Genomic DNA, 20,169 nt, shown 5'->3' with positions numbered 1-20,169 from the left:
ACCTACTTTTTCGCTGGAATACCTTTACCATTTCCCCAGATGGAAAAAGTTATGCTCTAATCCTTTTTTATGAAAGGAATAAACGAATTACCCACCTTTCCTGTCCGCCTGAGCTTCACGTCTGTTTTGATTTTCACTTTCAGATTGGAGAATTGAGAATCCCAATCCTCTTTCACCTTTTCCCACCCTTTGGGGTCATTTCGGTAGATCGACTGCCCAAATCCGAAAACATCCGAGTGATATTGCTTTTGCGCTTTATGAACGGCACTTACGATTTTCTCTCTGATTCTCTTTTCCACATCCTCCTCCAATTTGTACATGGTTTGGGGATTGGACAAATCTTTCGGACACGCCACCTCGCCTACATTTCCTTCTGCCGAAACACTCACTTCTATTTGCGGGTTGCCATTCTTCACCTTCCCGTTGACCGTTGTTTTGCTCCGAATAATCTCAATGACGATTTTATGTTTTTTGTCACAAGGAATTTCTTCTACTGTACTGTCCACTCTGTCTGTGATATAGCTGAATCCGATACTTTCCTCTTCGTTCAACCAACCCAGCAGCTTATCTTTTTTGAAGACCCCAATGTCCTGATACTTCAACAGATTGGGCTGGCTATTTTTTTGGGAACTCATATCGGATGTACCCATATGTACCTTGCCTTTCAGCGTAGCACCTACCAGTACCGGCTCTACACCTTCCCGGAGCAAATCAGCAATAACTTCATCCAATTGCATAGAGACAATCGATCCCCAGGACTTTTCTGCCGTTTCCAAGCTTTTATAGAGCTTCGTTGCAGGGATTTTTTCCAACGGGTCGATCATGCTGAGGATTTGAAGCGCTGTTGTATCCTTCGCCAGAATGACATAAAAATCAGGTCGAACCTCATGATCGCGAAATAATAAGTCCAGCGACTCTTTTATCCCTTCTCTTGCTACCTGCTCCCCCAAAACCAGCACCTGGATATGGGAAAAATACAGCCTTCTGGGCGTTTCCGTTGTCATTCTCCGAATTCCCTCAAAAATGCTCGATGCCCGCATGCTGTAAGTGGCAACAGCTGATTGGCTTATCTTCCCGCTCTCTTTTGATGCTACCGCTCCGGGATTGACGATTTGGGCGGAAATCACATATTGCCCGTCAATCTTGTCAATACCTGTTCCCATGACGATCGCCAAATCATTCAATTCTCTGCGGTTCCAGCAGCCTGTCAACAAAACGAGAAGAGTCAGGGCCAGGAGGAACATACCTATTCGCTTCATGCCGTATCCACCTCGGCTATTAATTTCTCATCACATCGGCACGATACTTGCGCTATATTTTACTTTTTCGTTCTCTGACGCTATTTTTCTGGCGCAAAAAATGGGGACGCGTATGCATCATCCAGATCGGAATCCGAAGCAGCGTATCCTTTTGATCAGACAGATTCACAGGGGCAAGCGGAGCCATATACGGGACACCAAACGAGCGCAAAGTGCACAGGTGAATGCACAAGGCGATCATTCCCACAAATATGCCGATAAAACCAAAGCTGGCGGCAAGTGCTATCAAGCCGAACCGCAACAGGCGAATCGGAATGGACATGGAAAAGGAAGGGAAGACAAAGCTGGTGATAGCCGTTATGGAAACGACGATGACGGTAGCGGGTGAAACCAGTCCTGCCTGCACGGCAGCTTCCCCCAACACGAGTGCTCCCACGATGGAAATCGCGGACCCAACCGCCCTCGGCATGCGTACCCCTGCTTCTCGCAGCATTTCAAAAGTAAACTCCATTAACATCGCCTCGACTGCAGCAGGGAATGGCACTCCTTCACGCTGGGCAGCAATGCTCATGATCAGGTTGGTTTGCAGCATTTCCTGATGAAAGGTGGTAATGGCGACATAAAGGGATGGACCTAGCAAAGCGATAAAGAAAGAAATGAGCCGCAAAATACGCAGGATCCCAAAATCCGCACGCATGTAATAATCCTCTGGAGACTGGAAGAATTGGACAAAGACTGCTGGTACCAACAAAACAATCGGTGTACCGTCCACCAGAATGGCGACGCGCCCTTCCAACAGCCCAGCTGCCACCGAGTCTGGACGCTCCGTATTGTAAATCGTCGGAAATGGAGTGAAGGTATGATCCTGAATCATTTCTTCGATGTTTCCGCTCTCCAAAATACCGTCGATCTTAATCTTCCCCAGCCGCTCTCTCACTTCTGCTACTACGCTATCCTGCACGACTCCTTTTATATACATCATGGCGACTTTGGTTTGGGTCATCTCCCCAATCGGTACGGTCTCCAACCAAAGATTGCGATTATTGATCCGTCTGCGCACCAAAGCCGTATTGGTCCGGAGGTTTTCCGAAAACGCTTCTCTGGAACCCCGAACCACGGTTTGCACAGAAGTCTCCTGAACACCACGATCTTCCCACTGCTTCGTATTTGCGATAAAGCCGTACGAATACCCATCTACCAAAATAACGGTATCCCCCGTCAATATCGCATCATACAAATGGTCAAAGTCATAGACCTCTTCCACTCCACCGATCGTGAGCAAGAAGTCCTTCATCAACATCAACGGATCGGCTTCTACAAGGAAGGCGTTTTTATTGGCATGAAGCATGAGAGACTCCATGAAGCCGCTAATCATATTTTTGTCGACCAGACCCTCGGTGTATAAAATCCCCACCTGCATCTGATTGACAGCCTCCAGACGCACTTGGCGCGTTACAAGGTCTGTGCTGTTACCCAGCTCTCGCTTCACCTTTTCCAGATTTTCGTCCAACGAGCAAAGAAAGGGCGCAGCTTGTTTTGCTGAATGGCTCATTTCAAATCACTCTTTTTCCAGTTCGGGATATGTTTACTATCCCTCATGGCTCTGGGGTCTATGCTGTACACAAAAAAGCCCCCTTAATGGAGGCTTTTGGACTGACTATATTAATCAACAACTGTCACGGTTGTTACGGCAAACGATAGACGGCAAATGGTTCCCCGTTTCGGTACGCATCACTCAATCGGTCCAGCTCTGCCAAGGTCGATTCATCCAACGTCAAAGCTGCACTTTGCAAATTATCCGTAAGCTGCTCTACACTGGTCGCGCCCACGATCACCGAAGAGACAGCCGGCTTGTGCATGAGCCAAGCCAAGGACAGCACACTAGAGGATACACTAACCTCCGCCGCTACCTGACTGATTTTACGTCCAAACTCCAGCTTGTCTTCACTTAGTAGCCGTACGAAACGCGGCTCCTTATCTGCCCGCGAACCAGTCGGGGTCTGTTCTGCGGAGGTATATTTGCCTGTCAAAATTCCGCCAGCAAGCGGGAAGTACGGAATGATCCCCACCCCTTGATCCAGACATAGCGGTACGAGTTCACGCTCCGGTGTCCGATCTGCCAGCGAGTAGCTGACCTGCGTCGATACGTAACGATTCAACCCTTCCCGCTGACTGATGCCAATTGCCTTCATCAATTCCCAAGCCGCATAGTTGGAAGCCCCAATGTAACGCACCTTCCCAGATCGAACCATGTCATCTAGTGCGCGGAGTGTTTCTTCCAAAGGAGTCTCTGGATCAAACGTATGAATTTGATATAAGTCCACATAATCGGTGCGCAAACGCTTCAAGCTGTTCTCCAGCTCCAGCATCAGGTGGTAACGCGATGAGCCTCTCTGATTCGGTCCTTCGCCTTTTACCAAGCCAGCCTTCGTCGCCAAAACGACTTCGTGCCGCTTCCCTTCCAGCGCCAGCCCGATGATTCGCTCCGATTCTGTTTGCGTGTAAATATTTGCCGTATCAATAAAGGTAATCCCGTTTTCGATTGCGGTATGAATGATGCTTACTGACGTTTGCTCATCCGCACGCCCTCCGAATGAGTTCGTGCCTAATCCCAATGCTGATACCTTCAATCCACTGCCACCAAGTCGGTAGTATTTCATATTGTGATCGACCTCTTTTCATAATAGGAGTGCTCTTCCATTATCTCCTATTTGGGTGGGGATTGAAAAATAAGATTAAGAAAGTTTATTTTTCGAAATATTCTGAATTTTTTTCATGGTTCTTGATACACACATTTGGGATACATTTAAAAAATCTGCTGTTTGCGTCTGATTGTAGCCTGCCATCCTTAGTTGCAGGACTTGCCACTCTTTTAATGAGATTTGATTTTGCAGTTGCGCAAGCAAAGCAGAAACATATAGCTTGTCCAGCACGTACTCTTCCACGTCTCGTCCATCGTCCTTCAAGACATCCATAACGGTGGCAGCTTCATTGCTCGAAGCGGATGCCTTCAAGTATGGCTCCTGTAAATACTTCACAGGTCTCCCGACATCTAGCGCTTTTTTGATCTGTTCCTCATTTTCACCCAACAGTATCGATAACTCTTCTATTGTAGGGAGATATCCCAGGTCTGCTTCTATTTTACTGATGTGTTGGAGAATCGTTGTGGCCGTTCTAGTCGGCCGTACAATATTTCCGCTGTCTCGCAAAAAGCAGTTGATCTCCCTCACAATCGTTATGACTGCAAAGGACGAAAACTTCACGCCTCTTGCTATATCAAAGGCTTTGATAGCCTTGATGATTCCCATTCTTCCCAATTGCAAGATATCCGCTTTTTCCAAGCAATATTGCCTCACTAATGTCTCTGGCTTTCCGATATATTTGTGCACAGAATGCCAAATGAGATCTTCATTTGCGACTATCACTTCACCAAGATACTCACTATCTTCCTTGCAGCGGCGAATATTCTCCATGTTATACAAGGAGTATTGTTCTTTATTCTTGCCAACTCTCTGTTTTATGAACATGACATGATCACTCATAATACCTCCTCCCAGCCTATCTTTCTGATTCTCTTAATAAGCCGTTCATTTTTTTGTAATGGGTCATGACTTTTGTATAGTAGCCATCGTGATAACGATTTCGGTCAACATTTCCCTCACCTTGGTTATAGGCGATGATACTTAAACGAAGGTTTCCATATTTCTTTTGCAAGAGATCCAAATACTTGATACCTGTTTGTAGATTGATCACGGGATCAAACAGGTCATCAGGATGAGCTCCCAGCCATCTTCCTGTGCGCGGCATGATTTGTAATAATCCTCTAGCGCCCTTGCCAGAAATCGCGTCGTGCTGAAAACGGCTTTCCTGCCAGATCATTGCCATGATCAATACCGGATCTATTTCGTATTGCTCGGATAATCCAAAAATTGTTTCTGTATAAAGCTCGACTGTAGCTTTATCAAGTCTCGGCGCAACCTGTGTGATTACGTTTGCAAGTTCCTTTTTTCTATGCAACTGCCTATCTGTGTCCCTGGCCAGTTTCATCACAGGATGAATTTCCGACAGCCCCTTTTCTACGGCTGGCAGAACAGCATTTGCGGGAATGAACACTGCGGCAACAATGCCGATTAGTTTTGTTAGCACGTAACTCGCTTTTTCAAATGTAGCTGATGGACTGCTTGCAGAATGTTTTTCTGCATTCTCTCCACCCCGATTGCTGTATCCAGTGTACGTACCGATCGGCGTGAAGCGTGGGCAAGGGAAAGATAGGCATCCTGCACCTTTAGCAGCATGGCATTATTCGTATCTACTTCGGTCCGCAGAAAAAAGGTTGCATCGGGTCGCTTCGTCAAATCACTCATGGTGGCATACCAGGAAAGAGGAGTATCCTTTATATAGAAGTAGTAATAATTGGACAGTTCGTAATGATCAATGATGATAAAATCAACGTTTTCCTTCGAAATCCTCGCCATTTCTCGCTGATAGTCCAGAAAATCCGCTTCAAAAAGCTTTCCTACCGCTTTCTCATCTAGCTCAATTTCGCAGCGAAGCCACATACCAATGACCGCTCCGATTGGGGTATCTAAACGTGGAAACGATACTCTCCGCACTTTATATCCGAGGCACCTCAAATTTTCTTCCAGCAACGCCGCTTGGGCTTCCTTCACATTGGCGTCAATTCCTTCAAAAGCGACAATCGTGGGCTGTCTCATGGCACTACATCGTCTCCTCATTTGTCGAGATTTCCTCTGCTGCTTCACGAAGCTGTTTCTCTGCTTCAAGCTCAGCAGCCTGAGTAGCCAAATGCTCTGCTAGCATTTGCTCGAATTCTTCCTTTGTAATCTCATAAATCTCGGAATGGAGTCGGTTCACCGTGTATCCCATACCGTCGGTCAGTAAAAAGTTAGTGTAGGTCAACGGCTCCTCACGAAACTCCTGCTTTTCGTAATCGAAGGCAATGACTGCTTTTTCAATGCCCGCTACGCAACCGCCGAACCAAATATTTACCTCTTCTTCTCCACCTTCAGCTGTAGGTGTTGTATGCATATTGGTCGGAACGTGTACATATTTTCCAATGACCTGATGAGAGAGCTCCTCGGTCAATTCCTCATTCATCTTTTTCAACAAAACTGCCATGCTGGATCATTCCTTTTCATCGATTATTTGTGTATGCCTACAACTCACCGTACTGCTTCAAAATCGCCTTGATGATTTGGCACACTCTTTCCTTGCTGATATTGAATCTCTGACCAATTTCCTCATGGTAATAGCCTTCACTTCTCATTTGGAGAATTAGCTTGTCTCGCGTGGACAGCTTCATATACTCCATGATGTCGATCATCATCTCTACTTCCTCATATCGAAACTCCTCGCTCGGAGCAGCAATACGGCTGATCATCGTTTCCTCTTCATTCTCATCTCCACCAGAGACAAGAACTGCATTACTGTTTGTCAGGTTTTTTTGCGTGCCGGCTTTCCGCAAGCAGTCGCGAATTTTATTCGTAATCACATGATCGACAAAGGTAGTCACTCTAGCTTTTTCCTGATCGTAATCCTTCATCGTGCGATACACCTTTAAGAGAACCTCCTGAACGACATCATCATGGGTCATTCCAGCAAACGTCATTCCGGTCAGCTTGGCTTCACAGTTTTCTTTTGCCTTCTGCAAAAAATCATCGACTTTCCCTGCGAAAAATAACTCGTCCATTTGGTGAAGTTGATCTGTCATGTACTTCATCCCCTCCTCATGCTCCTATTCACAGTTGCTCTATCACACTAGGTAATTGGAGGAGGGTTTTAGCAACCAGTTTTCAAAACTTTTTTCGGACAAGTTTGCAAGGTACCAGCCGTGAATACTTTTCCATTCAAAATCTTCCATGAAGCACACTGACGCTTGATGTACCAGTGGCAATCGCGGCAAATGTCATGAACCACACAACGACAAGTCATGGGCACAACATCCTGTTCCTTTGCTGACATCACGATGTCATTGACTGTCATTTTCTTTTGGCAGGCATTTTCATAATCACATCCCTGACAGGCCATGCTACCCACCGATCCTGACGATCCCGATTCCTTTTAGGGACTCAGGATTCACTTGAACATGCTCGCGAAAGAACTCTTCCAAAACGGCTATGGGGGTGTCTTGGGTCGACGTATATTTCATGACCTGCACCTGCTGTCCATCTGCCGAAAAACTAATCTGATATAACATGGTTTCTCCCCTCCTTTTGCCTCTTGTCGAATCTATACGAAGCGAATTGAGATGTATTAAGCGGATTTTGAAAATAAAAAAACCTCTATCGAGGCCTCTTCATGGAGGTGCGACCGCGTTTTAACGGAAAGTTTTTATGCGCTCCGGAAAGTTTAAATATGGTTGCTTTCACACTGTGAAGCGATTAAACTTTCCTACACGAAAAAAAAAACCAGCCGTTTATTCCAGCTGGTCCTCTACGTATAATTCCTCTATCATTTCCTTTGTTATATTCATCTTCCCAAATTCCTGACAAACTTTTTGAAATCCAAGCAGCAATGAATCATTCTCTGTGAAAACCTCGTTCAGATCCATTCCCACCATACCAAGCGCGTCACTAAGCTCCTCCCAGCCTTCGCGATCGATGTCCTCTCCTAGTAGAAATTCAGCTAATGCGGCAATAATTACGACATACAATACGGCTTTTTTGGAATCTCTCATTCTTATCCCCTCACTTTTTTCGTTTGAGATAGGATAGACCGTTTTGAATGAGTTTTCTCCCTACAAAAAGAAAAAGCCCTCTGCGGGGCTTACTTTACATCTGAGATGATTTTTTGAATCAAACTTTCATCAATCAAATGGCTGGCTACTGTCAATGCCTTTGCCATTCGTTCCTTATCTCCATCAAAAACCTCGTGAATAATGTGACGCACACTTTCTTCATTTAGCATGAAGCTCTTGGCCATCGCCATAATCCCAACAACGGCTTCATGATCTTCGAGCACCTTCGCAGAAACTTTTTCCTTCGTTTGTTGAATGATGATTTGTATCTTATCACTTCGCAATGTTATGACCTCCTGGCTTATTTACGACCGAATATGTATTCCAAGGGAGACATCTTCCTCATCTGTCTAACCTATGAACGTAGAAGGAGCACATTTTGTTCCAAAAATTCTCAGCAAAAGGGGGTGAATCATTCGTGGTTGTCGACCTCTATCATCATCTCTATGAATTACTGTCTACGGATAATCAGTTGCTCGCATTACTCGGAATTGCTCCAGAGGACAAGGACTCCCTATCCAAGCAGATTATCAAACGAAGAAAGCTCGCTCAGCTATCTGATGTTACGAAGCCTCTCCTTTCCTTCTACGCAACTTCCGGAAAGCGCGACACCGATAATCCCCTCCTTCTCACCAGCTTCTTCCGATTAGATGTGATCACGCCCGATGATGTCGAGCTGGCGCATCAAATCGCGAACCATCTTTTCCATCTCTTAGACGGCAAAAGCTTATCGATGAATGGAATAGAAGGTTTGGACACGTATGTTGTCTCCCAGCAGGAATCCGATACCGGCCATTCCTCTGCGTACTGCTTCACACTGATCACGAAGTTTACTTTGCAAGTTTGTTAGACATTTCAAAACCCCGTCTATCCTATGACAAGCTGATCGCGATTCCCTTTCCAACACGATTCAGCAACAGCAACCAAATCCCCTATCTAGAAGGAGTGACTTTCATTGTCTAAAAAAATGATTATCAAAGGTGTCGGTCAATTTCTTGCCAAACGCGCTTCCAAGGATGGAAATGGCGTCGAAGTCATTACGCTTGGTAATATGCAGGACTTGAAAATTGATATGAATGTTGAAATGGAGGATATCTTTGGCGGCGATGGACTCTTCGCCATTGACACTCTCGTCAAATCGAAAAGCATTGAGATTACCGCAACGGATGCCAAATTTGATCTGGGCGCACTTGAGCTCATGATGGGCTCCAAGCTGCAAGAACAAAAGAGCGACTATGTGTATGTGCTGGGTGAGCAGAAAGCAATCACAACTGGCAGCCTAGATCGTTCTGCATCCACTGGCGACGCTGGTGTTTGTGAAGTTGACTTTGGCGGTACCCTCTTCAACGGCGGCGGATTTGCTGTTCGTCTGAAAAATAGCAATCGCCTGTTGAAGCAAGTAAACTTGAGCACGTCTGCTGCTCCAAAAGCTGACGAATTCATGGTGGATACATTCAAGGATGGCAGCGAAGATAAAGCTCGTCTCATCTTCTCTCCTGCCCTCCTTAATGAAGATGTGGTCTTCAACTATCAGCGAACCGAAACCGTAGACGTGGTCGACATTTTGATGGATGAAGTGCCATTCCCGGTTCATGTTGTCCATCACGGCTCTTTCCTGCAAAAAGACGGAACCTATGCAGGTATTGAAACAGAGCTGTTCTCCTGCATGGCAAAAGGTAGCTTCTCGATCGATGCGGCACGCTCCACAGCCAGTACTTCCGCTATTTCCTTGTCCGTTATCGATCCAGAGCGAGCAGATGGCAAGCTAGGCAGTGTGAAACGCTTCGTATCTAACAAAAAAGTGTAAATCTTTCGAGGTTAAGCAAGCTGAGTGGAGAGTATCATGCTCTTCGCTCTTGCCTTGCTCTTTTAAAAAGGGAATAACTTACAACGAATCATAGCGAACGAAATCACATTCAGCAAGTGGATAAATTTTACTGATGATTTCTCAGATTGTACAAGGAGGGATTTTTCCATGCTAAACCACCAAGAAGATCTGGAAAAAAAACACGCAGAGATGATGAACCAAGAAGCTATAGAGCGTATCAAAAAACAGCAGGAAGCTGATCTGGTAGAAGCTATTTTCTTTGAAGATGACAGTGAAATCATGCTGCGTGACGGCAAAACCTACCGGATTCCGCCTGTGACCTTAAAAGACGCCCGCATCCTGATGAAAAAGCTAGGAACCGTCCATATCGACGCGATTATCCTTAATTTTCTCCCCTACGAAAACAAGGAAGAAGATTTATTCGATATCCTGCTTCTGGGCTTCCGCAACTATCCTACAGTCACTCGCGAGTACTTGGATGAACATTGTGATTTGGAGACGGCCAAAAAGCTTATTAACATTTTAATTGGCCTAAACGGCTTAAAAAAGTAGAGAGTGGCGAGGGTGACAGTTCCACGATTCGCGATATGGAATCTGGTGAGCCACTTGATTGGGGCGATCTATTTTTTCATCTCCATAAGGACTGCGGTTTGAAGAAATGGGATATTTGGGAGTACACCCTTCCCCAAGTAGCAGAGTTAATGAAGAGAGTGAACAAATACATTCAATTTGAGGTAGAGACACGCATGGGATTTCCTTTCTTGAGAAGAAAGGGAACGAATTCTGTCGACAGCTCTCCCCATGCATCTAGCTCGCAAGACTATCAGGAAATTTCCGAAGACGATATTGCCGTACTTGGCAAAGTGTTAGGTGGTCTATAACCCGTTTCTGTCTATTCTAAGACCAGAACGGGATTTTTCTTTTGAGGAAGGTGATATTCATGGAAACTCAACGTTTGACCGATGCCCTCCGCTCTATAACGAGTGCTGCACGGAGTTCTGTAGAGCAGTCGGCATCCTCATTTCGTGCCCAACAAGCTACCCCATTTTTTCAAGCACTGCATCAACAACTGTATGAATTACGCCAGATGATACGCGAAATTGAGTCGAAGCCGCTCAGTTTTTCCCGTAAGCATGTCTCTCGGCCTGTTTCCCATGCTGCCCCTGCTTCCCGGCTGTCCGTAAGTACAGGAGAAGCCATTTCCCCGTTCCGCTTTGCTACTTTTCCTGATACTCCCGTTAAAAGAACGGAAAAGTCCTATGGCACGAGAAGCACCATCCATCCACTAGCATGGGAAGAGGCTGCCGTAGATGTGTTGCGAAACATGATGAGCAGCGGCCTTCACACGCTTATCACCTCAATGGATATCGAAAATTGGGAGTCAGCAAAATCTTTGAACCGCCTATTTAAAAAGGCAGAGCGTAATTTTTTGTTCAAAGATACAAACATGATGGATTTGGCGCAGGCACGCGTTTTCGGACGAACGACGGATCAAAAACAAGTGGAAGAAGAAGCACTTGGTTTGCGAGAATACTTGCGAACAGGAGTCAAACAAGACCTGCGGGATATCGCGCTAACATATGCCGTCAGCCTTGAAGAAGTAACCAGAGCCTACTATACGTCTTCCCGCCAATCAAATGACCCGCATGTAACTGTAGCCGATATTCGGGAGAAAGCAGCTTTGTTACCAGGTGACTCTCTTGCTTCCGAAAACCAGATGCAAAACATCTGGCAAGCAGCATCCCTTGAAGCATTCGATCTTTTTAAAAATCAGCCCGGTAGCTTTCCCATGCTTTTGGTCCACTTGCTTCAGCGCATGCGAGAAAGCCAGAGCCAATTATCGCTCGCTGTGCGCCTGTTGAAAAATGCTGCGGATCAATACGGAGGAAAAACTGCCTACGTCAAAGCCCGGCGCAATCTTTATGAAGGAAGTGAACAGCGAAGACAAGAGCGTGTTACCGCACTGCTTAGTCAATCCTCTTCTCCCTTTACGCAAGAAGCGATGGAAATCCAGTCGTGGCAATTGCAAAATCTCTCTTCCTATCAGGCTGCCCGCACTCGATTGATCCGCAACAGGTTGGAACAGAAAAGGGTACAAGAGCTATATCCGTACAATGATCGATTGTTAAAGGCATTGATTGCGGAAGAAAAGAAGCTGCTTGAACAATTACATTTGCTCAGACGTAAGATGCGCGATGTAGAGCGTCAGGCACATTTGCTCACCAGCCGAATCCTTTTGGTCCAGCGTGCATTTGGTGGTTTACAGAGCACGATTACCGCCTTGATTCCTTCCATCTCCTCGCTCGATGAGAAACTGCGTGCCCTTGCTGATACGTCTGTCACGACCGACCAGCAGATCACGGACATGACAAGCGACTTAAAACAACAGGAGGAACAACTCCAGAAAACACGGGAAGCCTTGAACGAATTGACAGAAGCACTGTCCACGGCTATACCCAAACCTCCGAATGCCGCAGCGGGTCCTCAAGCTGCTCCCGCGGCTGCGGCCGCAAGCAGTTCATCCTCTACTGCTAGCAGGCTGGCCCCTGTTGCTGCTCTCCTTTTTGACGAATTATCTGGTGAGTTCAAGACGAAGATACGAGACAAGATGTTTAAAGGAAAAAAGAAGGAGGATAAGAAAGAAGCTGACTCTGACTCTGACTCCGATTCTGCATCTAAATCTGAAGCTAAAACCGAGCCTGAATCCGATTCTGAATCTAAGCCTAAATCCGATTCTGAATCTAAACCTAAATCCGAATCTAAATCTAAACCTAAATCTGCCGAAAAGACGAGCGATATGGATGAGTCAGACTCGCCTCCAAAAGCTCAATCCAAAGCAGGCAAAGCTGCTTCAACATCTGTTGATGATGCAACCAAGGGTGTACCAGCATGGCGAAAAGGATTAAAAAATGCTGGGAAATTTTTAAAAGGCGCAGGTGCCTTAGGTGTTGGCTTAACGGCACTCACGTTCTTGGATACTTTTAACAAGGATTGGCTGCAGCCTTTGTTTATGTCCGATACTCAGCGACAAAGCAGGGTCTTAGAAAACCAAAAAAATCTCGTGGCTGACATCATGAATATCGATAAAATGCCTCCTGTTTTAAAGGCTATGGGTTATATATCAACAGCTTTTAATGCTGTTACAGATAGTGCGATCAACCTCATGGGGGGCACTGCTCCTTCATGGAGCGATTACTCTAAAGCCTTGCAAGCTGGTGATAAATACGACGGTGCTAGGCTCAATGAAGAGTTAAATAAAGTGCTTCAGCTAGACGAGAAAGAAGCTGACCTTGAATTCGAAAAAACGAAATCCGATAAGAAAAAACTGGAGGAGAAAGACAAGAACTCTAAGCTTATCGATATCGATGGCGACGGCTCCAAGCTGGACAATACCCCAATTACTTCATGGAAAGAGGTCAAAACACTCGACCTTGGCAAGGAAGTGGTTGGTTATCGTCTGGAAAAACTCGCTGTAGAGGAGGACACCTTAAAATCCGTCTTAGATGAAACAAAGAATAAACTTCTAAGGCAGGGTAAGGCCGAAGATTCCCCAGAAATGCTAAAAGCTTATGCTGACTACTACAGTGGTATTGATACGGCCCGGAATGCAACCCTGACCTATTTCAAAGAGATACTAGAGAAAAAGATTCCTAAGGATACAGATGCCTATAGGATAGTAAATTCAGTAGTCCAAAATATAAACGCTTCTATCGCCCAAAATAACCTCGATAAAACCAACCATACCACCGGCACAAAAATTGATTCCGTGAAGGACAAGCTGAGCTCTGAACTGGAAAGTAAAGAACTTCAATACTCGATCGACAGGAACAAAGCAATCTTGGCAGGTCACAGCGAAAATTCTGAAGTAGTAAAGAAGCTAGATGAAAAATATTTACGCAGTATCAATGAGACTTTTGATGCGACGAGTTCTGAAATGGATCGGCTTTTGTCCGAGAACCAAAACAATGAGTCATTCAAGAAAAACATCGAAAGCTTTAAAAAAGGCCTCGAAAAAGCCAAGTACGACAATCTCGTATCTCTGCATATGTCCAAGCAGCCTACCAAAGGAACCTTCAACATGCCCGACGGCTTGCAGCCACTGACCTACTGGGGCATGCAAACGGCCAATGGAACACATAGCACCTACGACCTTACCTATGGCGGCGGCAGTAATGTGAACATTACGATCGACAAAATGAGCGGAACGGAAGCTGACCTACAGCGCCTCGGCTCGACCGTCAGCGAAGCCGTTCGCAGTACACAAGCAAGCCTTTCTACCGAATTGAGCCAACAAGTACGCTCCGGCATCGCCACGAGCTACACGAGATTGTAAGGAGGTACAAAAATGACCCAACAATACGCCTTTGGCACTGCCAATCAGCACTACAAAAAAAAGCTGTTCGTCGATACAGGCTTCGAGTTCATGGAAGTAAACGCCCGTCTCATCGAGCCCTATGCTCCACCAAGTCCCCAGCCTTCCTTGCGCGAAATCAAAATCATCAACGCTCCCTCGCACATCCACCACTCCGGCTTTAGCAGCTACCACTGTTCATTGACCTTGCTTTTTCCAGACAAGGAATCGTATAACGATTACTTGAGCTACGCAGGCTGGACCCACAAGTTTTACGATGAAAAAGGAAGCATTTTCCTCGGAAGCGCAGAATCCATCACCCCCCATGTGCTTGAGGCAGGACGGCGCTACAGCGTAACTGTCGATTTGATCCTCATCAAAAAAGACTCGATCGAACGCGAATCACGTTTCCAGTTTCAAGATATTGAAGGGCATTGGGCGCAGAAAAACATCGAGGAAATGGCCAATCTTGGGCTGATCACGGTCATTACCCGTGACGGAAAGCCCGTCATTTACTTCCGCCCCAATGATTTTGTGACACGCGCCGAATTTATTGCCTTTTTGAATCGGACAAGGCGACTGGTAGAACGGATGATTCGGGAATAGCTGAGGCAGTTAAAACGTTTCTGTCTACTCTATATAGGAGGTGATGAAAATGATCAGCTGGGCTGATGTGAATGAAAAAGACTGGTTTTTTAACGAAGTAATGGAGGCAAGCAATTATTTGATGGCCGACGGAGAACCCTTCATTCAAGGAATCGCTTACGGCTCCTTTGAAAGCAATGCCCCTTACTTATATGAGGAACAGAAGGGCTCCACTGGGCAAAAGGTATTTACACTCACTGCCAAATTGACACCGAGTACAGATAACCCCCTCTTTGTCTTCATTGACGGAACCCAAACCCTTTTCAAAGAAATCCGTCCAAATAAAACCGACCCGAACAAAACAGATATCGAGCTGTATTACGCCCCTTCTGCCAATTCAGTTGTTGCCTTTTCCAGCTTCGGCAAGCCTGCCTTGGACCGTTTTGGCAAACCGATTCCCCCCAATTCCTCTTCCTTTGCTTACCCGAACAAACGCCTCGATAACGGAGACACGTATTTCTACAATCCGTTCAGCCGCCAATTCAACGAGTATTTGTACGCATATGGTCGCTCCTTGAAGCGGATTGACGTGCCTGAAGAAGAATGGAAATCGACACCTGCCCAAGACCTCGCCAAAAAATATATCGGACTCAAGCAAGATGTCTACATGGTTAGTCCTGCTCCCGGAGCCACGATTTACCTTCCCTACAATCTAAACGGCGTTCAGTTGCGTTTCATCTACAACAGCTACGAAAACGGTGCTCTGTTTATGCGAGGCGGATATTTTTCGGTGAAAAGCCCTGGCGTATGGAGAAACGACCGCTTCTTTCCCAACGCCTACATCAATCGGGCAGAGGCTTTTCTGCTTATTGACCGGCTTCGGCGCTCTTTTTACCAACGCTTTACAGATTCACAGCCTCCTACACAGCGGCTGGATGAATCCCACACGGCATACGAAGGGCAACGTGTTTTTCGTCTGAATGGTACCTATCCTGCGGGTAAGGAGTTGCTTGCCGTCAAAGTGGATGGAAAAGTGGTAAACAGTTCCGACTATCAAGAATTTGATGATCATACGGTACTGTTCAACATGCCGCTTGAGGCAGGTAAAAACGTTCATTTCTTCTATGTCAAAGAGACGAGCACCCGCTTTGAAGATGTCGGGCGTGAAAAATATATGTACAACAGCAACACCGGGGAAAAGATCGCATTAAACGGTGGAATGACAGGCAGCAAGCCTTCATGGTGGGCACCATCCGTCCTCTCTATGGAAGACGAGCGGTTTGGCAACGGAGATTACTTGATCGAAGGAATTGCGATCAACAATTTCGTCGATGGAGCGGCTGTCGTCAACCATATGTACGAGGTATCGTCATCCAACGCAGAAGAGAAAGAAAAATGGTTCATGCCTTACTCGCTACTCACCCGGGCACAGGCCGTCTCTTTTTTGAATCGCTTTCGAAAATGGTCCCTGGAACGGTTTAAATAGGAGGTGCTTTCATGCAAACGATGTCCAATGAGCTTCGCAGAATTCTATCCGAAAGACTCAAACTCGGAGAATTAACAAAGCCCGCTTGCCGCGTCGAGGTCGATCGACTCGTCTTCGTGCCAGGCCGTACCGAAGAACTCGATTTCATTATGAGTGATCCTCGGGAAGAGAAAACGCTGACCCGGACCATCATTCAAGATAGCTCAGGAGAGGGTGGCACTGCTCCATCCAAGATTTCTTTTGTCTTTCCGGTGGAAGGCAAAAGCATCCGAGATATTACAGCCTATATGGGCGACAACCGCAACCACAAAGGGATTGATATCGCTTGTCCAGTCGGTACGCCCATCAAAGCTGCCTGGGCTGGCAAAGTAAAAAAAGTGACCTTGTCTGAAAAATATACGAGCTTTGGCTTTCGCGTAGAAATTCAGCATGCAGATGGCATGTGGACCCGCTACGCCCATATGAGCGAAATCCACGTCAAAACAGGGGATTATGTCACGCAAGGCACCATAATCGGAAAAAGCGGCAATACAGGAGACGTCCGCTCTGCAGGTGTTACGAACATGGGTACCTATGACGATCCGAATTCCCCCCGCTCCAAAGGAAGAGGTGCTCATCTGCACTTTGAAGTCTGGAATGGAGATGCCGTCATCGATCCGTTTCCTTATATGAATGGCTCGAAGCATCTGTTCGCTGCCTCTTCCAATAACGGCGCAGGGGTCACAACCGATGCCACCTATGTTGGAACGCCAGGAGCAACTCTTTTGGACGAACGGTTTACCAATAATACGTGGCACACAAAATCTGTCTACAAAGTAGACGAGCTGACCAAAAAGCTATCCATGATCGAGAGAAGCTCGACTGAGCATAGCAACCTTACCTTTACCTTTGACCCCAAAGGGTACAAGACCGTCTTCCCATCCCCTACCGTGACGACTGGCATGAATCTCAAGCTGACCTCCGTTCACCCCGGCATTTTTAGCATGGGGTTCTCCACCAACTTCGGTGAAGGTGCCGGCGAGCTGCGCGTTTTTTTCAATGGAAAAATGCAAATCAAGGTCAACAAATTCTCCGGCACAGAAAACGTAGAGATTCGTGACATCCCCTTTCCCAATGGCGAAATGGAAATCCGTATCGAGCTGTCTTGGAATGGAAAACAAGTCAATCGTTTTTCCCTCCAGTACATTCAGATCAAGGAATTGCAAGGGCGACCCGATCTGTACGGGAACAAAGACAAAGTCGATCCGACGGTACAGCAGGAGTTTTTTGAGGAACGGGAAATTACGAGCACCTTCATGCCTGGTCAGCCGCGAAAAGTATCACTCCAGGTCGGAAAGTTCGTCTATATGGACACCCTTACCCTCGACAATATTAACCACATCGAAATGGACGACCAATATGAAATGGATTCATGTGAGGCACGCATCACAATCTCGAACCCTGGCGGCTACTACAGCCCGGACTATAATCCGTTTTACTTTCCGGAAACCTACAAAGAAACGCCTTGGTCTTATTTTGTGAATGGATTCCATGTTGGTGTTCTCTCCGAAAATACTCCTGTCCGGATCTACATGGGTTATGGTCTGAATTTGATGCGTGTGTTTACTGGGCTGATCGACAAGCTCGATTTGAATGGCGAGGAATCGACCATAACCATTTACTGCCGCGATATGTACAAGAAGATTTTGAACAAGGTCATTACCGAGGACAAGCAATATCCCCCAGATGTCGGACATTCTGCCGCACATGATACCAACGTTTTTTCCTCGATGTCTCGTCGGGACAAAATCATTTCCATGACCAAAAAGCAGGCTAAGCAGCAAGGTCCCGAGCTCGATTATAAATTTCTGCTTGCCATTGCGGAGCACGAAACCAAAATGGGGACGCTGGGGAAAGGCCTGCCTCCAGGTGATTTTATTCTCGGATATGGATGCTATACCGGAGAAAAATGTGACCCGCAATACCAAGGGCTCGAACGACAACTCTATCGTGGCGCCGTTCGCTATCGGGAAGCTATGGCGAGCAAAGGATGGCGCTTCCAGTCTGTCGACGACGTCAAATATTTTTGGCAAGGAGGCGACAAGGGCGCTTATCAATGGGCGAGCGATACGAACTGGTATAACAGCGTGTGGCAAATCTACCAAAAATTCCGCTTAAGCACGGAGTTTGATTCGATTCCAGAGTGGGAGGGTGCCCCAGCTGTCCAGACAGAGCCTACTGCGAAAGCGGCCTATCTCAAATCCGCCATCGTACAAGACTTGATCGCCCATGCAGGAATGTATGCCTGGCGCAGCAATCCGCAAGACATTTTCTACCCCTATGCCATTGTACAAGAGACGAGCTATACCCACGTGACGCAGGCGACAGGCAAAGTTTTCAAAGCTGTACCGGATAAAGAAGGCGAATTCGTTGAAGTCGATCCCGAATCCATTTTGACCCCAAAAGGTTGGAAAAATCCTTTTATTGAGCCGCCCGGACGCAAATTCGAATCGTATCAATACAAAGTCGGAGAAGCCATCGCGGAAATCATGAAAGAGACGCCATTCCGTTCCTATTGTGACCGCTACGGTACGTATCGCCTGGAAGAGATTGATATGAATCGGCCGATTGTGGCTACTTATACCGAGCATGACAATTTGATCACGATTCATAAGACCATCGATTTTTCACGTGGCAAAAGCCATCTTGTCATTTTGGATGAAGAAAATAAGGTTGGTCATTTTGTAGACACGGAGATTTTGATGGAGCTGAAGGGCGAGGTACGTACAGGCGTTAGATCCGTTCCTTATGCCAAAACAGACGAGCTGAAGAGGGTGGCTGCCCAGCGAACGTTTTTTGATTTGAAACGGTTGTGCCGTACGCTACAAATTTCCATCCCCGGTAACCCTACCCTAGATGTCCTCGATCGTATTTACATTATCGACTCCAATACAACCACCCGCGAAGCGTATACCATCAAAGGAATCCGCACGATGTTTGATGCGCAGAACGGCTACATGCAAATCCTCGATTTATTTTGGAGCAACAACGAGGGGGCGATGGTGTAATGGCCGGAATTGCGAATGATTATTTGATTTATCCGATCCTCGATCTGATCCGTGATGAAGTCCACCGTACCACGAAAGTCATGGCAGACCCGTTCGCAGAGGAACCCTCTGTACGTCTGATCCGGGAGCATCCCCTCGATCCCGAAAAGGTCACGGGTGCCAAGCTGTTTTACGAGTCTGGCTACATGCTGGATATTTCCCTCACGTTTGGCTCTACAGACACTACCACCTTCCCGCTTGAAGTCGATCAGCTCCATCCAGATTGGGAGTACTATTCTCTTTGGCGCTTAACCTCGGTTACCGCTGCGGGCTACGCACCTGACGGAAAAACGGTAGGATCTTATCTGATCCGTCTACTCTATGATACGAGGGGCCTCTTAACTGGCACCGATGTCCTTCGTATAGAGAAAGAGAGGTGAGTACAAGTGGGCTTCTCCGTTGTTTATTCGGGCGGGGGCGTAATCGACAAGGTACGAGAACTCCCCTACCCGCACTTTTCCAAATTTACTGAGCCCTTCATTCGCGGACGCATGCTTGATGTGACCGCGTCCAAGCAAGTCTTTTCCGATACCTATGCCCTTCCCTATCCGACAGAATTTTTATCCGTGGCGTTTGCTACCAATAATTATTGCGTCGGCGATTACTGGGAGCTGAGTCTGGACGGCGTGAAGGTCTGTGAAACGATTTATACCAAAGAGCTCCCAGAGTCCGTCTCGATGGGAAACAGCTTTGGGATCGTCTATCCGTTGAAGCCAAATGCTCAGGTCCGCTTTGACTTCCACAACATTTCAGGTACGGAAAAGAAAGTTTGGTACAATGTGAAATTTTTACGTAAGAAACTGTAAAGGAGGCGTAT

At 46.5% G+C, this 20,169-nt stretch carries 21 protein-coding genes; 10 read left to right on the top strand and 11 right to left on the bottom strand.

Features of this window, described 5'->3' with window-relative positions:
* Positions 1–56 precede the first annotated feature (56 nt).
* From PMI05_RS03935 to PMI05_RS03885, 11 genes are all read right to left on the bottom strand, one after another.
* Positions 57–1,259: a Ger(x)C family spore germination protein gene (locus PMI05_RS03935; RefSeq protein ID WP_007717458.1), complete on the bottom strand. Its 1,203-nt coding sequence runs from the start codon at positions 1,257–1,259 to the stop codon at positions 57–59.
* 52 nt (positions 1,260–1,311) lie between these two features.
* Positions 1,312–2,811, bottom strand: a complete 1,500-nt coding sequence (locus tag PMI05_RS03930; protein ID WP_007717457.1) for a spore germination protein — start codon at positions 2,809–2,811, stop codon at positions 1,312–1,314.
* Between the two features lie 133 nt (positions 2,812–2,944).
* Entirely contained in the window at positions 2,945–3,919 is a 975-nt protein-coding gene (locus PMI05_RS03925; protein WP_007717455.1) for an aldo/keto reductase, read from the bottom strand.
* Between the two features lie 75 nt (positions 3,920–3,994).
* A complete protein-coding gene (locus tag PMI05_RS03920) occupies positions 3,995–4,801 on the bottom strand; it encodes a sigma-70 family RNA polymerase sigma factor (RefSeq protein ID WP_007717452.1) in 807 nt (268 codons plus the stop codon).
* A gap of 16 nt (positions 4,802–4,817) precedes the next feature.
* Positions 4,818–5,405 (bottom strand): lytic transglycosylase domain-containing protein, encoded by a 588-nt coding sequence (locus PMI05_RS03915; protein WP_007717449.1) that lies wholly within the window; start codon positions 5,403–5,405, stop codon positions 4,818–4,820.
* A complete protein-coding gene (locus PMI05_RS03910) occupies positions 5,399–5,974 on the bottom strand; it encodes a thymidylate kinase (protein ID WP_007717447.1) in 576 nt (191 codons plus the stop codon). Before PMI05_RS03910 ends, PMI05_RS03915 begins: the two co-directional genes overlap by 7 nt.
* 4 nt (positions 5,975–5,978) lie before the next feature.
* Positions 5,979–6,398, bottom strand: coding sequence for a hypothetical protein (locus tag PMI05_RS03905; protein WP_007717445.1), 420 nt, complete (start codon positions 6,396–6,398; stop codon positions 5,979–5,981).
* 37 nt (positions 6,399–6,435) lie between these two features.
* Complete coding sequence (locus PMI05_RS03900; RefSeq protein ID WP_007717443.1) at positions 6,436–6,990, bottom strand: sigma-70 family RNA polymerase sigma factor; 555 nt, start codon at positions 6,988–6,990, stop codon at positions 6,436–6,438.
* Positions 6,991–7,308: 318 nt separating this feature from the next.
* A complete protein-coding gene (locus PMI05_RS30960) occupies positions 7,309–7,476 on the bottom strand; it encodes a hypothetical protein (protein WP_007717440.1) in 168 nt (55 codons plus the stop codon).
* A 219-nt stretch (positions 7,477–7,695) separates the two neighbouring features.
* Entirely contained in the window at positions 7,696–7,956 is a 261-nt protein-coding gene (locus PMI05_RS03890) for a hypothetical protein (RefSeq protein ID WP_007717439.1), read from the bottom strand.
* A gap of 89 nt (positions 7,957–8,045) precedes the next feature.
* Entirely contained in the window at positions 8,046–8,300 is a 255-nt protein-coding gene (locus PMI05_RS03885; protein ID WP_007717438.1) for a hypothetical protein, read from the bottom strand.
* Between the two features lie 134 nt (positions 8,301–8,434).
* Between PMI05_RS03885 and PMI05_RS03880 the strand changes: the two genes are divergently transcribed.
* From PMI05_RS03880 to PMI05_RS03835, 10 genes are all read left to right on the top strand, one after another.
* Positions 8,435–8,866 (top strand): hypothetical protein, encoded by a 432-nt coding sequence (locus PMI05_RS03880; protein ID WP_007717437.1) that lies wholly within the window; start codon positions 8,435–8,437, stop codon positions 8,864–8,866.
* A 105-nt stretch (positions 8,867–8,971) separates the two neighbouring features.
* Complete coding sequence (locus PMI05_RS03875; RefSeq protein WP_007717435.1) at positions 8,972–9,823, top strand: hypothetical protein; 852 nt, start codon at positions 8,972–8,974, stop codon at positions 9,821–9,823.
* A 168-nt stretch (positions 9,824–9,991) separates the two neighbouring features.
* Positions 9,992–10,396 (top strand): hypothetical protein, encoded by a 405-nt coding sequence (locus tag PMI05_RS03870; RefSeq protein ID WP_007717434.1) that lies wholly within the window; start codon positions 9,992–9,994, stop codon positions 10,394–10,396.
* Between the two features lie 98 nt (positions 10,397–10,494).
* Positions 10,495–10,725: a hypothetical protein gene (locus tag PMI05_RS03865; RefSeq protein WP_232030104.1), complete on the top strand. Its 231-nt coding sequence runs from the start codon at positions 10,495–10,497 to the stop codon at positions 10,723–10,725.
* 59 nt (positions 10,726–10,784) lie between these two features.
* Positions 10,785–14,177 (top strand): hypothetical protein, encoded by a 3,393-nt coding sequence (locus tag PMI05_RS03860; protein ID WP_007717429.1) that lies wholly within the window; start codon positions 10,785–10,787, stop codon positions 14,175–14,177.
* Between the two features lie 12 nt (positions 14,178–14,189).
* On the top strand, positions 14,190–14,801 hold the full coding sequence (locus PMI05_RS03855; RefSeq protein ID WP_007717427.1) for an S-layer homology domain-containing protein: 612 nt from the start codon (positions 14,190–14,192) through the stop codon (positions 14,799–14,801).
* Between the two features lie 49 nt (positions 14,802–14,850).
* On the top strand, positions 14,851–16,266 hold the full coding sequence (locus PMI05_RS03850) for a hypothetical protein (RefSeq protein ID WP_007717426.1): 1,416 nt from the start codon (positions 14,851–14,853) through the stop codon (positions 16,264–16,266).
* Between the two features lie 11 nt (positions 16,267–16,277).
* Positions 16,278–19,313: a M23 family metallopeptidase gene (locus PMI05_RS03845; protein WP_007717424.1), complete on the top strand. Its 3,036-nt coding sequence runs from the start codon at positions 16,278–16,280 to the stop codon at positions 19,311–19,313.
* Positions 19,313–19,732: a hypothetical protein gene (locus PMI05_RS03840; RefSeq protein ID WP_007717421.1), complete on the top strand. Its 420-nt coding sequence runs from the start codon at positions 19,313–19,315 to the stop codon at positions 19,730–19,732. Before PMI05_RS03845 ends, PMI05_RS03840 begins: the two co-directional genes overlap by 1 nt.
* 6 nt (positions 19,733–19,738) lie before the next feature.
* Positions 19,739–20,158 carry a hypothetical protein gene (locus PMI05_RS03835; protein WP_007717420.1) on the top strand — a complete coding sequence of 140 codons (420 nt, stop codon included), beginning with the start codon at positions 19,739–19,741 and terminating at the stop codon, positions 20,156–20,158.
* Positions 20,159–20,169: the final 11 nt, after the last annotated feature.

The sequence above is a fragment of the Brevibacillus sp. BC25 genome (genome assembly GCF_000282075.1).
Taxonomy (GTDB): domain Bacteria; phylum Bacillota; class Bacilli; order Brevibacillales; family Brevibacillaceae; genus Brevibacillus.
Note: the sequence above shows the minus strand (reverse complement) of the source record. Positions and strands in the feature narration are given on the sequence as shown.